This is a genomic window from Actinomadura chibensis NBRC 106107 (assembly GCF_001552135.1).
In the GTDB taxonomy this organism is placed as follows: Bacteria; Actinomycetota; Actinomycetes; order Streptosporangiales; family Streptosporangiaceae; genus Spirillospora; species Spirillospora chibensis.
The window spans coordinates 1-13,357 of sequence record NZ_BCQP01000043.1 but is presented as its reverse complement, the minus strand read 5'-3'; the positions used below and the strand labels follow the sequence as shown (position 1 = coordinate 13,357).

Here is a 13,357-nt window from a genome sequence, read left to right as displayed (position 1 = left end):
TCCGCCATGAACATCGGGTACGCGCTGGCGATCGCCGGGGACGGCGACCGCTGGGGGCACATGGGAAACGACGGCTGGACCGGCTGGATGTGGCTGTGGGGAACGCTGATGACGCTGTTCTGGGTCGCCGTGATCGGTACGGCGGTATGGCTGGTCGTCCGCGCCGCGACGCAGCGCCGGGCCGAGCCGCCGCCGGAACGGGAACGCGCCCGGGAGATCCTCGCCGAGCGGTACGCGCGCGGCGAGATCAGCACCGAGGAGTACGACGAACGGCTCGCGAAGCTGCGTTGATGTACGGGCGGCACAGGGCCGAAGAGGGGGAGCCATGACCGAGCCGCTGGAGCGGCGCGCCGTCGCCGAACTGATGTCCCGCGACCTGCTCACCATCGCCGAGGACGAATCGGTGCTCATGGCCTGGGAGCTGATGTGCAAGGCCGAGGTGCACCACCTGCCGGTCGCCGACGTCCAGGGCGGCTTCCTCGGGGTCGTCGACGCCCAGACCCTCACCGCGGCCTGGAACGCCACCACCCCGCGCGACGCCCGGCGTCCCGTGACCACCCTCCTGCCGCACCGCCACCCCGCCGCGGTGCGCCCGCGGGCCACCGTGGCCGAGGCGGCCCGGGCCATGCTGGAGGCCGGCACCGACTACACGCCCGTGACCGACGAGCACGGCGCCCTGGTCGGCCTGGTCACCGCCCGCGACCTGATCGCCGCCCTCGCCGGTACACACCGTGAGATCGCACCGCGCAGCGCGGGCATGCCGTCCCTGTACCGGGTCGAGCCGGTACTCCCCCAACCCCCGGGCCACCCGGACCGAAGCCGAATAGGCCCCGACTGACCACTACACGGAGCCCGGCCCAGCAAGAGCAGACGATGGGCTCATGAAGACGGCCCGTCGCTTCCAGCTCAGTCGAGGTCGTGCCAGTCCCAGCGTGGGGACGGGGTGCCGTCCGGCTCTCGGCCGTACGGGTACAGCTCGGCGACGCGAGGGCTGATCGCCTGTGCGAGGTCGAACTCGCCGGAGTCGGCGGCCCGGTCGGCGAGGGCCTCGACCTGCCCGGTGAAGCCGTGTTCTCGCAGCGCGCCCGCCAGGTCGCCGACGGTTCCCCGGCGGGAGAGGCCGGCGGTCTCGCTGATCCAGTCGGCGAGGCGGTCGGCCTCCTGGAGTGCTCCGGCCGAGACGAGCAGGCCGAGCAGGCGGGGCAGGAAGTGGCGTTCCATCCGTGTGTCCGACCAGCGGAGGCACGAGGCGGGACGGCGTTCGAGCAGCGCCGTGACCTGCGCGCCGGCGTCCAGATCGAGGAGCGTGCCGAGCAGGTCCGCGACCTGATCGGCGGAGGTGAGGCCCGCGGTGGCGACGAGGCCGTCCGCGACGCCTGCGAACGGCAGGTTCAGTTCGTGCAGTGCTTCCAGCAGGCGGGGGCCGTTCAGCCGGATCTCGGGGGCCGGGTGTTCCAGCCGCCGGATGAGGGTGGTGATCTGGCGGGTCGCGTCCAGGTCGACGAAGAGTCGCAGGAGCGCGATGACCGCGTCCGTGTCGGCCATGGCGATGTGCCGCGCGGGATCGCGGTCGAGCAGTGCGCCGACGCGGTCGGTGCCGCCGGTGTCGCGCAACGCCGCGAGCAGGACGACGATCCCGGCGGGATCGTCGAGTCGGACGGTGGAGACGTCGACCTTCTCCAGAGCGGCCGCCAGGGCGTCGTCGCCGAGCTCGGGGAGGATTTGAGCCAGCACGGCCGGGTCGTCGAGGTCGGCCGTCGCGACGAGATGGGACCGCAGCCGCCCGGCGTCGGGCTCGGACAACACGGGCAGCACCCACTTCAACTCCTGGAGCTTGGTGAAGGGCCGCGTGGTGCCTGTCACCACCCGGTCGATCAAGCTCGTTCTGGTGTCGTCGTCCAGCGCCTCCAGCACCCAGCGGAGAGCTTCGAGGTGAGAGCCGAGGGTGGTGAGAACGGCGGGGCTGGCGAGTAGTTCCGGCAACGCGGCCTTGAGGACGCCCATCTCCAGGAGCCCGGCGAGGAGCTCGAAGGCATTCTCCGGAACGCAGTCATCGATCATCCTGCCCAGAAGCGACCGTGCCTGGTCCTGCGCACCGATATCGCCGAGGGTTCGCACGAGCCCCGCCGCCCACATCGGCTCGCTGATATCGACGGCCCCGACCGGAACGTCATCGAGATAGGCGCGGAGGGACTCGGGGGCCGCACGCTCCAAGTCCCGCAGGACCATCGCGAGGGCCCTCGGGTCCCGTGTGCCGGTCGTGTTCACGGAACGTATCGCCAGTCGTTCCGCGGCCTCCTCCCCCTCCAGGATGTACAGGGCTCTCCCCAACCTGTCGGGATCGCGGACGGCGGAGTCCGCGATGCGTTCCGCGAGAACGTCGGCCTGGTCGTGAGCATCGATCCGCCGCAAGGTCCGGAGCAGGGCGCGGGCCGCGTCCAGATCCGCGAGGGGCACGTGTCGCGCCGGATCGCGGGCGAGCAGTTCCGCCGCTTCCTCGCCGTGCAGATACTGGTCCAGCAGGTCACTCAGCGGTCCGGGCGAGCTCAGGCCGACCTCGGCGGCGACCCGCCGGGCGAACTCCCGAGCGAGGCCCGCCTTCTCCGGGTCCTCCCATCTGTCGATCCTCCAGAACAGCAGCGTCGCGTGCATCGCGTCCGACAGGCTGGAGCGCCGTACGGCCCAGGCCAGCGCGTCGGCCATCGTCTCCGGGGCGTAGTGCTGGATCCAGCCGACCGCCCAGTGTCCGCCGACGCCGCCGTCCGCCTCCGCGGCCCGCCTGCACCAACCGGTCGCGAACCTGACCAGACCCCGGATGTAGGCGGCGGGGATGAGGTCCTGCACCGCCTCTGGGGGTGCGGTTTCGGCGGCGGCGTACCAGAAGGTGTCCGGAGGGAGGACGGCCGCGCGCTCCTCCTGTCCGACCTCCTCCAGGGAATCGGCGAGCCGATAGACAGGACCGTGTTCCCGGAGCGAGCCCCTGGGCCGGACCTTGGCCAATGGCCCTGGTAGTCCGTGTACAGATGTCCCGGCGTACTCCAGGGCTTCGGAGAACCAGCCGTCCTTCGTTCGGCCCCATTGCGCGTCTGTCAGGTAGCCGGGGGTCGCCGCCTCCAGGAACGCTAGCGGCAACTCGGGGCCGAGACCGAATCGGCGAGCGTCCATGGCGGCGTGCAGGAGGACCTTCACCTCGAAAGGGGCGGTCTGGTACCGCAGGAGCAGTGCGGGCACGCCCGCGAGGTACTGCGTGATCTGCCCGCCGGACGCCTTCTCGACGGCCTGGGCGATACGGGGATCGTGGTCGGCGGCGCGCCGGGCCTGGAGCAGCGCGCGGCCCTCGAACGCGTCCGGAACCGCGATGCCGCGACCGGCGAGCAGCGCGCGAGCCGACCCGTGCAGGTCAGGGTCGCCGTCCTCGGGCTCGTCGGTGATCGTCCGCCAGTACTGCGGCCAGATGGTACCGAGCAGGAGGACGGGGGCCCGATCGGCGTCCCGGAGCAATTCCCGGAGCCGCGCCGCGACCCGCTCCCCCAAGCCGGCATGGAGCAGGTAGTGCTGCGATTCGTTCAGCCAGACCACCGTGCGGGGAACGACGCGGTCGAGGTCGGCGAGCACACCGTCGGGACGTCCGGGGCTGATCGGATGCCAGAGCCGCCAACCGTCCGGAAGCCGCTGGACGGCCTCCCAGCAGGCCCGCGTCTTGCCGGTGGACGATCCGCCGACCAGCACGGCGACGCCGCTGGCACCCCGCTCCGCACGGCTGACGACCTCGTCCAGTCGCTCGTCGTGCGGTCGTCGAACATAACTGGGCAGGACGTGTAACCCGGCCGACGCCTCGCCCAGGTCGATCGCCCGGTGCACCTCCAACTCCAGCGGATCGGCGGCGAACTCGTGGAGCGGACGTCCCGCCGCGTCCTCGGCCAGTGCCCGCGCGGCCTGCCCGCCGCGCACGGCGGCTCCCACCGCGTCGGCCCGCCGCCGGGCCTCCGCGTCATAGGCGTCGCGCCACGCGTCCGCCTCGAAGAAGGACGCCAGTTCGTCGTCCAGCTTGCCGCGCGCCTTCGCCTGCGCCCAGACGAGCTTGACGACCACCAGCACCGGATCGACCGTCTTGGGGAACTTCTTCCCGCCGAGCCAGGACGAGACGGTCGTGGGCGTCACTCCGACCCGTCTCGCGATCGCCCGGTTGGACGGCTCGCGCTCCAGCAGGCCGTCGCGCACCTCGACAAGCCGCTCGATGCGCCCGAAGTAGCCCGCCTCCGTCATCCCCGTCCACTCCCGTCCGCCCCCGGCGTACTGGACCCCCATCGACCCTAATGCGGGACGGCAGGTCAGCGGAGTGTGGAAGCGAACCTCATCGCGAAGGTGGGTGGACCCCCAGGTGGACCACCAGCGTCCATCCCCATGAGCAGCGTACAGATTCTTCTTCTCCTCCTCGCCCTGTCGGTCGCCTTGAACATCGCGTTCGGCACCGCCCTCACCTCCCGCGCCAACGGCGCCTCGGTCCCGGCCGCCGTCCTCGCCGGAGGCGGCGCCGCGGCGACGACCCTCATCATCTTCTTCACCGCCCTCCCCGCCTACCGCTAGCGCAGGACCGCACCGACCGCCTCCCAACCCCAGCACTGGGAGGCGGCCCGAGTGCCGCCGGACATGAATGCTCGCCAGCTCGCGTGGACGCCTATCCACAGGCGCCGTACGACCATTCGGCTCGTTGTCTGCTCGGCAGTTTCGAAAGGACTGGCAAGGACCGGGAGCTGGCGGCATGGGATGGCGCTGGACGTGGACAGAGCGGAATAACCTGATACTGACGCATTGCTCTGATCCGAGGGCAGGCGACTTGATCCGTAGGTTGTGGGTTCGAGTCTCAAGCAACCCACCACCCCCGACCAGGGCAACCGCGCTCTACGCCGCGCTGGTTGATCATGCCTGGGGCCGGGACGGGCCCCTGGGACAGGATGCAGGAACAGAAGCCCTACAAGACCTGGGCGGGGCACTGGTGTGGGTATCGGCGGTCAGCACGATGCTGGAATGCCCCAGCATCTCCTGCACCACCTTCAACTCCACACCCGCCGTTTGTAGGCACAGAGCAGCCTCATGCTCCTGGAGTTACCTTCTGCGGGCGTTACGGTCACTTCACCGTACGCAATCAATCCGCCCCGTCGCGCATTCCGAAGGCTTTATCCATATACGTGCGCATCACAGGGCCAGGCCTCCAGCGAGCGGGGGCGCATCAGATTCTCAAGCCAGTTCGTACAGCGTTCCGTGCTTACTGGTCATGGTGGCCTCGACGGCTCCTGCGAGGGCGGAGTCGCGTACGAGGAGGCCGAATTCGATGTTGCGGTTTTCGGCGCTGTAGGAGAAGTTGGCGCTGGTCAGCAGCAGTATTTGATGGTCGATGATGACGAACTTGGCGTGGCTGACGATTTGCCTGCCGTCCGGCAACGTGGCGGACTTATAGATCGTGGCGCGGGGAAGTTGGGCCTTGACCGTGGTCATATCGGCTATGGCACCGTCGACGTAGACGGTGACGGCGACACCGGGCTGCTCGGAGGCGTGCCTGAGCACCGTCCACATCTGGGAAGTGGGTTCGAAATTGTAGGTCGCGCAGGTGACGGACTGGCGGGCGGCTTGTACGAGGCGGTGAAACTCGCCGGTGAGGTGACCGGTCGTGGCCTCGTTGCCGGGCATGGTCCAGACCGGTACCAGATCATGCGGAACGGCCTTGGCCCCGGCGATGGCGTGGAGCACGGCGGCGGACCGCTCGGGATCGGCATGGCCGATCTGGGCGGCCTTCAGTAACTCGCGTACGCGGTCGCGACGGGAAACGCTGATGGCACCCAGCGCTTTGACCACATGCTGGCCGCTGGAAAGCTGGATCGCGAGGCCCGCGGCTTCACCGGCCGTGAGGTATTCACCGAGCGCGCTTTGGGGATTAGAGGTCACTGACGCTCCCGAAGAACCCGGGCACGGGCTCTCCCGTGGCGGTGGGGAGGCTGAGCAGGAAGCGTCGCTCCAGGAAGCGGTTGGCCTTCTCGCAGGAGGTTTCCGAGGCGAACGTGCAGCAGTGGCAGGCGGCTCCGTGCAGGAAGTCTTCCGGGTCGCTGGGGGTGCGCATCGCACAGACGGGGTCGGATGAGCATCGTGCGGCTCGGCGGAGTGCGGATAGAACCAATCTTTGCAGGCGCTGGGGTTCGGAGAGCGCGACGAGTCCGCCGAGTGTGCCTTCGCTGTCGGATGCGGTTGTGCAGATGAGGAGGCCGGCGGCGGCGTCACGTTGTGGTGTCCGAGCCCATCCGTAGATGCGTTCGCTGAGGCTGGCCGCGCCGTAGCCGCAGGACATCGCCATTTCGCGGATGAGGATGTGCGCGAAGGTGTGCAGCAGCCAGTAGCGGGGCGCGGGAAGTCGTGTGTCCGGGTCGACGCGTTCGGCGGTCTCGGAGAACCGTCGCTGGAAGTTGCGGCGGTGCGCTTGACGGTGTGCCCGCCATGTGGACGTGCCGAGAATCATCTGTTCCCACGCGTGGACTTTCTCAAGGTCGAGTTGCAGGAAGATGCCTTCGCCGCGGTCTTCGGTGGCGGGTACCCAGGCCGGTTTGCCTGAGCGGGTGAGCTTGACCAGCCGGCTCTCCAGATCGTTGACGCGGTCCATCTCGTCGAGACGGGTGAAGCCGAGAACGGCGTTGACGCGTTTCATCTGGTTGACCGCGACCACCCGGCTGATCCCGTCGTGCAGTTCCGGTCCGCGCGCCGTCTCGGTGACCATCAGGCCGCTTGAGTTCTGCTGCTGTGGGAACAGCGCTGGTTTCTGCAGGTACCGCCACTCGGGTACGAGCAGTTCCACGGGGTCCCAGTTGGCCAACTTCTCCTGGCGGACCTCCTCGGAGTCGGCCGGGGCGAGTACATGCGCGACCGCGCCGGCGATGTCCTCGTCGGTGACGTCGTCAACGTCGATGTCGCGCGCTTTGGCGAGTGCTCGGATCACCGGGATCTGGTCGCCGAATTGTCGCACCTGCTCGACGCCGAGTTCGCCGCGAAGCTTGGCGGCCAGTGCCTCCGCCTCCTCGGCATCGGTGCGCGGCATGACGATGATCCGCTGAGTGGAGGCGAACCACAGGTTGGACGCACCCATCATGATCATCGCTGGGCGCGCGTTGCAGCCGGTGTCGAAGGCGTTGAGGTGGGGGTGGCGGCCACGGCACTGCTGTGGGATGCGCCCGCGCCCGGTGGCGCCTTGGGCCTCGGCCATACCGCGGGTCGCGCCGCAGGGGACGCATCCGATGATCGAACCGACGCTCTTACCGACGTTGGCGTCGCGCATCTTCAGGTCCGGGTTCTCGGCCTTGGGGCATGAGGCGCCCCGGTGCACCCATAGCTTGTAGGGGAACTCGTCGAGGTGCCCATTGGCGCAGGTCATCAGGTGCGGGGCCGGGACCGCAGGGCTCTCTCGCCTGCGTCCAGTCGAGGCTGTGCGCTTCCCGCCTCGGCCTGGGCAGTTCTTATGGGTGAACTGGGCCAGATCGGGGCGGAAGGGGTGGGTGTTGGTGTAGCTGAACCTCGTCAGGGGGCCGAGGTAGTCGCACCCGGTGCAGCGGAACCACTGCGGGAACACGCGCGCCGGCACACCGAGGTCGTTGCCTTCGGTGGACGTCCCGCCGCGTTTTGGTTGCCATGGGTACGGCCTCAACGCGTCGACCTGCGAACCCAGATGCAGCCGGACGACCTTGAGCAGCCGGGGCTCCAGGATCGTCGGGACGTGCTCACGGCGTTTCCAGATCGGTTCCCAGTCGTCCAGACCAGCGGGCATCACGGAGAATCCCGGCAGGTCCATGATGGCGCCGGGACCGTAGGTGTAGAGCAGCGAGGACGGGCGTGCGGAACCGACCTTGGCGCGGTTCTTGGTGACGCCTTCCTCCACGTCGCTGAGCGGGTCGAGCACCTCCTCGGCGTCGTGCAGCATCTCCGATGACCCAGGGGCGGGAGTGTCGGCCATCAGTCGTCCTCCTCCGCGGGCAGCGTCCACTCCGGCGCGTCATCGGGTGTCCGCGCGAACAACCGTTCGGGCAGCGGGCTGACCAGCACGTTGACCTCCGGCTGAACCTCACGCATCGAGTTCGCGATCACGAACGGCGCTTGCGACGTGCGGCCCACGCCCGCTTGGGAGTTCTCTGGGCTGATGATCAAAGGCAGGTACTGGTCGCCGTCGCCGGTGCGTTCGTAGACGAGCGTCCTGCTGGAGTCGCTGGCGTGTTTGGCGCGCTGGCTCCATCTGTCGATGCGGTTGACCAGCAGGTCGCTTGCCTGCTTGGCGGCTTCGTCGCTCTGGGCGGCCGCGGCGATACGTGCCTTGAGCCGCTCGGCCAGTGCCTCAACGGCGTCCCGCTGATCTTTGATCCGCCAGGCGTTCCGCTCCGGTGACAGCCCGTCGGTGAGCGGCGCCTGTACGACACGCGCTGCGCTTACCAGTAGCCCATCGATTCCCCGTGCCAGTGATGTCGGGGAGTACGGCGTGACCGACAGTGCCTCGACCTGGGCGTAGAAGGTGTCGTGGTAGTGACGGAACTGCTCGAAATGCGCCAGGTCTCGGGGCCGTGCCCAATTCCCCAGGGATACGACCAGGCCAGGCCGTTCGGAGGCGTCACGCCCGACCCGGGACGACGCCTGGATGTACTCGGCTGTGTTCTTTGGCTGCCCGACTACCAGCATCAACCCCAGGCGCTGCACGTCTACGCCGACCTGCAGCATGGACGTCGCCAGGACGACATCGAACGGCATCTCGGTCCGTTTGGGCACCTTCTTGCCGGCCTCCTGTGCGGCCAGCCGGGCGCGGAGGGCCTTGGTCGTGTCGTAGCCGACGTCGAATTCGAGCCCGAGGCGGTCGAGGGTGCGGCCGACCTCCGCTGACGCGATCCGGGCGGTCAGCTCCCCAAGGTGGAGAAGTCCGAAGGAAGTGCCCAGGCGCGGAGTGAAGCCGGAGCCCTGACGGGGCCGCTTGACGCGCGTCTGCACGTCGTCGGCCATGTACCTGGCCATGCCCGCCAGTTCCCGGGTCGCGTTGAAATAGCCGACCAGGGTCATGTACGGGTCGGCCGCCGCCTCGGCACGGTCGAAGAGCAGCTGGCCGGCCGACAGCAGGACCTCCGACACCCGGATCTCCGCGCTCGACAGGCGCACTCCCTGCGCGCTCACACCGACGTAGAGGCGTCCGGGGTTGTCGCGGTCGATCGGCACTTCCTGCGAGAAGAACGTGTCGGCCACGTCCAGCACCTGCGGAGGGAAGATGTCCACCTGCCTGCCGTACAGGCCCCGCACCTGATCTTGAGCATTCCGCACTGTCGCGGTCGACGCCACGATCAACGGCCGCACCGGGTCACCGTCCGGGGTCTCCCACGATGACAGTGTCTCGACAGCGACCTCGAACAGGCCCACCGAGGTGCCGAGCGCCCCGGTGATCAGGTGCAGCTCGTCCTGAATGATCAGATCTGGCGGACGAAGTCGATCCACCGGCCGTACCGTCGCGGCCGGATGCCCGTCCTTGCTCTTCGGGTGCGTCGTGTTGACATCGCACTTGACGTAATCCGGGTGCACATACCCGTGCCTGCCGCAGCGCCGGCTCACGTACCCGAACAACGCCGCGGCCTCGCCCTCGCGGGCCAGCCGGGCGAACTTGTCGACCGTGGCGATCACGAATGCGGGGGCGAGCCGGTAGACCTCTTCGTCCACGGTGAGCACGGGCAGGCCTTCGCTGACGGCGCCGCCCTTGGCGAAGGGGCAGCGCGCGAGTTCGTCACCGCAGTACACGAAAACGCGCCGCACGGTGACATCCGTCTTCACCTGCGCCGCAGTGATCGGAGTGCCGCACCACGGACACCGCTGGATCTGCAGCACCGTCAACCGGTGCGAGCCGTACTCGTTGGCCTTGGTCAGTTGCTCATCGGCTTCCTCGAACCGCTTGGGGCTGACGTCCGTGCCGACCCACAGCCCGATCCGGAACGGCTCGGTACCCCACGTGCCCTCGTCTTCCAGCCGCGCCAACTCGGCGGCGCACATCAGGGCCGTTGCACGCTGGAACTGTTGCGCGGTCAGCAGCCGCAGTGTGTATCGCATCAGCACCGCGACACCGTCACGTCCATCCAACGGCCCATCAGCCGATGCCACGATGCCCCTGCGGCGGCGGATCGCGAACGTATAGGCCGCGAGCCCCAGGTACGCCTCTGTCTTACCGCCACCCGTAGGAAAGAACAGCAGCTCCACCCGCGCCTGATGATCGGCGCTGCGCAGCGGAGCCGTCGGATCGGTGAGCGCGCCGAGCTGCATCAAGATGAAGGCCAGCTGGAACGGACGCCACGACGCCGCATCCGCGCCCTTCGCGGCGACTTCGGCTTGTGCCTGCGCGATCGTGATCGCGGAGTCCGATGCGCGAGTCGCGGCGACCTGCGAGGCTATGCGCTGGTCACGCATCACCCGGTTCATGAACTGGAAGCAGCGCAACGCCTCCTGGTCGCTCGCGACTTGCTCGAGACCGTCCACCAGCCGCTGGTGAGCCTGCCTGGCCTCCCACAGCGCGAGCTCGGCGCTCTCCCGTAAGTGCGCGGGCAGTGAGGCGGCAGTCCGCGTCTGCTTGTCGAGCCAGACCTCGTAACCGTCGATCAGCGGGCGCAACCCTGCACGCACCTCGTCGGACGTCGCCAGCGACAGTGCGTCCATCGACATGACGGCCCGGCCGAGCAGCTTCACTTCCTCAGGTGCGTCGGCGGCCCGCGCATCGGCGGCCGACAGCGCCCTGGTCTGCGGCGTCTCGGCCACCGGCAACCAAGTAGTCGACACCTCGGTCGCCCGCCTGGCCCCCTTTCGCACCACCCAGTCAACCGAGCAGGTACGGCCGATCGCGAACTCCAGCCGATTGCGATACTGCAGATTGAGCCGCTTGACCTCGTCGTCATGCTCCGGCCAGACGTGGTCCATCACATCTCGGACGGGCAGGAACACCTCTGCTCCGCCCGCGTCGACGCGGAGCTCGGTTTGGAACATCCACATGTTGATCGGGATCGGCGTCGGCGTCTCACGGTCGTTGCACAACGCGATTTCCACGAGAACGCGCCCGAACTCCGGGTCCTCGTACCGGTCCACTCTCAGACAGATCGACTCGCGGAGCGAAACGGTCGAGGTACGACCGGGCTTCAGGTCAGCGAGCGTTATGGCGCGCCGCACCTTGATCGGGGTCCGTTGGTAGTGCCGGATCCGACGGCCGGCCTTGGTCACCTTGCCCGTCTCGATCGACGCGTAGGCCCCCCAAGACGCTGTCACTGTGAACGACTCAAGATCGGTCGGAACCTGAAACCGCAACCCCATCGACGCGGGAACCATCAATCCTTGCTTCGGCGTCCGGTCCTCAGTGTCGTCGTCTTCGGCGTCGGCCCCGGTCTCATCGGCGGCGAACGCTGGAACACCACGCTGGTCATGGGCAGCGTGATCATCAGTTCGCGTCTCGATCAATTGACCGCGCTCGGGGGACCCTTCCGAGCCATCGTCCGCCTGCGCGGAACCTGCGAGCTTGACCGGCGCGATATGACCCACGAGGTACTGCGAACGCGGACTGAACGGAAGCGTCTCCTCCGGCCCGCGGATCGGGCCGAGCAATTCACGCCGAAGGATGTCCACGAGGTTCTCGCGCACCGCATACGAAGAACCGTCTAGTTCGAAGTTCAGCTCGTACGGCGCCTGCGGCCCCGCGGCGTCAGCAGTTCCCTCCGTCATAGGTCACAGTGTGCCGCAAGGAGCCGACAACGAGTTAGCTCCTCGGTGGCCCCCTCCGGGAGACGGTTCGGTAGAGCGGAGATCAACCGCTATCATGCCGCTTCCAGCGAAGGAGAACACGCTCCTCATCGAAGTAGCGCCCTACGATGCCTCGGCGGATACGCAGGCTGTCCAGCTGGGATAGAAGAATCTCTCGCCGCGCTGCCTCGTCGGTGCCGGCTGCGTCCCAGCACACCTGAACGGTCGACTCCGCGAACTGCTCGTTCCCCCGCTCTGACAGAAGGCGCTGTACGAGGTAGGGGTCGAGCGTTGTTCGGCTTAGCGTCTGTTTGCACCTCGGACAGTAGAGGACAGGTCGCTTTTGATTTGTGCCTCGGCACATGTACACATCGCAGTCGTCGCAGTGGGCGACACGCGACAGGAACGGGCTCGTCCTCTCCCGGTCGCGCTGTTTGCGGGCCTGCGGGCTGGTGCGCGAGTCGAGGATGTGCTGCAGTTGAGAGAACTCCTCGACCGTGATGACGGCCAGCGACTTATTGACGACCGGGGTGCCTTGCTCGTCGCGGACCACCGCGAACGGATCCACGCGCTTGGCGCTCCGAGCTCGTCCCGGATTGTGCGGGGTCATCCCTGCCAGAATCGGGTTACGTAAGAGCCCGTCCACTGTTTGCCGGTTCCACGCAACGCCGCCTGCCCGCCGGTTGGTCTCCAGGCCATCGGGAAGTGGTGCGTTCTGGACGGTCAGCCACGTCGCGATGGAGTTGACGGTGGAGCCACGGAGGGCCATCGCGACGGCATCGATCAGCCACCCGATACGCTCAGGGTCCTTGACCAGCACCCGGCCTGGTCCGTCCGGGTTCGCTGCCGAACGGTAGCCATACGGGATGCCACCACCCACAAAGCGACCGTCCTTGATCAGCTGAGCCCGAGCCGCACGCACCCGTGCCCGGATGGCCTCGGCCTCCATCTCCCCGAACACGGCGAGCATCACCGCGAATGCGCGTCCCTGCGGGCTGGTCATGTCAATCGGGTCCTCGACTGCGACGAGACCCGCGCCCCGCTTCTGCAGCATCTCGTCCGCGTGGAGGAAGTCCAGTACCCGCCGCGCGAGCCGGTCCACCTTCCATATCACCACGGCATCGAAGTCGTCCGCGGCCAGGAGCGCGGTCCAGCCCTTCCGATCCTCGGGGCGGCTGGCGGTTGCGGAGACACCGTCGTCAACGAACTCGCCCACGACCTCCCAACCGCGAGCTTCAGCGTACCTGCGGCAAGAACGGAGCTGGCGAGCGATTGAGACAGACTCTTCCTTGGTGACGCTGAGCCTGGCGTAGAGGGCGCACCGGCGGGCGTGGTCGACGTTCATGATTCACACTGTCGCGCCATGTTCAGGCAATGATTGCTAGCCGTGAAGGTGCGACCTCTCTCTTGCGAAAGAACGGCACTCTGGGCTTGATCGCCACGAACACGGTGGCCCAGGGCGACACCCGCGAGGTCGGTCTGGACGCGATGGTCACCGACGGCCTCACCATCACCCGCGCCATCCAGTCCCGCTCCTGGCCCGCCGCCACCGCCAACCTGGAATACGCCGCAGTCTGGGGCACCC

Annotated in this window: 8 protein-coding genes; 3 read left to right on the top strand and 5 right to left on the bottom strand. The window is 68.0% G+C overall.

Annotated features, from left to right (window positions below; all coding sequences use genetic code 11):
- Positions 1–6 precede the first annotated feature (6 nt).
- Positions 7–291, top strand: a complete 285-nt coding sequence (locus tag ACH01S_RS24790; protein WP_067896069.1) for an SHOCT domain-containing protein — start codon at positions 7–9, stop codon at positions 289–291.
- A 34-nt stretch (positions 292–325) separates the two neighbouring features.
- Positions 326–838 (top strand): CBS domain-containing protein, encoded by a 513-nt coding sequence (locus ACH01S_RS24785; RefSeq protein WP_067896063.1) that lies wholly within the window; start codon positions 326–328, stop codon positions 836–838.
- Between the two features lie 68 nt (positions 839–906).
- Here ACH01S_RS24785 and ACH01S_RS24780 read toward each other — a convergent pair whose 3' ends face one another.
- Positions 907–4,308 (bottom strand): hypothetical protein, encoded by a 3,402-nt coding sequence (locus ACH01S_RS24780; protein ID WP_148344491.1) that lies wholly within the window; start codon positions 4,306–4,308, stop codon positions 907–909.
- Between the two features lie 96 nt (positions 4,309–4,404).
- Between ACH01S_RS24780 and ACH01S_RS24775 the strand changes: the two genes are divergently transcribed.
- Complete coding sequence (locus ACH01S_RS24775; RefSeq protein WP_067896057.1) at positions 4,405–4,587, top strand: hypothetical protein; 183 nt, start codon at positions 4,405–4,407, stop codon at positions 4,585–4,587.
- Between the two features lie 651 nt (positions 4,588–5,238).
- Here the strand turns inward: ACH01S_RS24775 and drmC are convergent.
- The 4 genes from drmC to ACH01S_RS24755 form a co-directional block, all read right to left on the bottom strand.
- Positions 5,239–5,943: a DISARM system phospholipase D-like protein DrmC gene (gene drmC / locus ACH01S_RS24770; protein ID WP_067896054.1), complete on the bottom strand. Its 705-nt coding sequence runs from the start codon at positions 5,941–5,943 to the stop codon at positions 5,239–5,241.
- On the bottom strand, positions 5,933–7,990 hold the full coding sequence (gene drmB, locus ACH01S_RS24765) for an MrfA Zn-binding domain-containing protein (protein WP_067896051.1): 2,058 nt from the start codon (positions 7,988–7,990) through the stop codon (positions 5,933–5,935). The genes drmC and drmB overlap by 11 nt, the downstream gene beginning before the upstream one ends.
- Positions 7,990–11,754: a DISARM system helicase DrmA gene (gene drmA / locus ACH01S_RS24760; protein WP_067896049.1), complete on the bottom strand. Its 3,765-nt coding sequence runs from the start codon at positions 11,752–11,754 to the stop codon at positions 7,990–7,992. Before drmA ends, drmB begins: the two co-directional genes overlap by 1 nt.
- Positions 11,755–11,836: 82 nt before the next feature.
- Positions 11,837–13,117, bottom strand: coding sequence for a recombinase family protein (locus tag ACH01S_RS24755; protein ID WP_067896047.1), 1,281 nt, complete (start codon positions 13,115–13,117; stop codon positions 11,837–11,839).
- Positions 13,118–13,357: the final 240 nt, after the last annotated feature.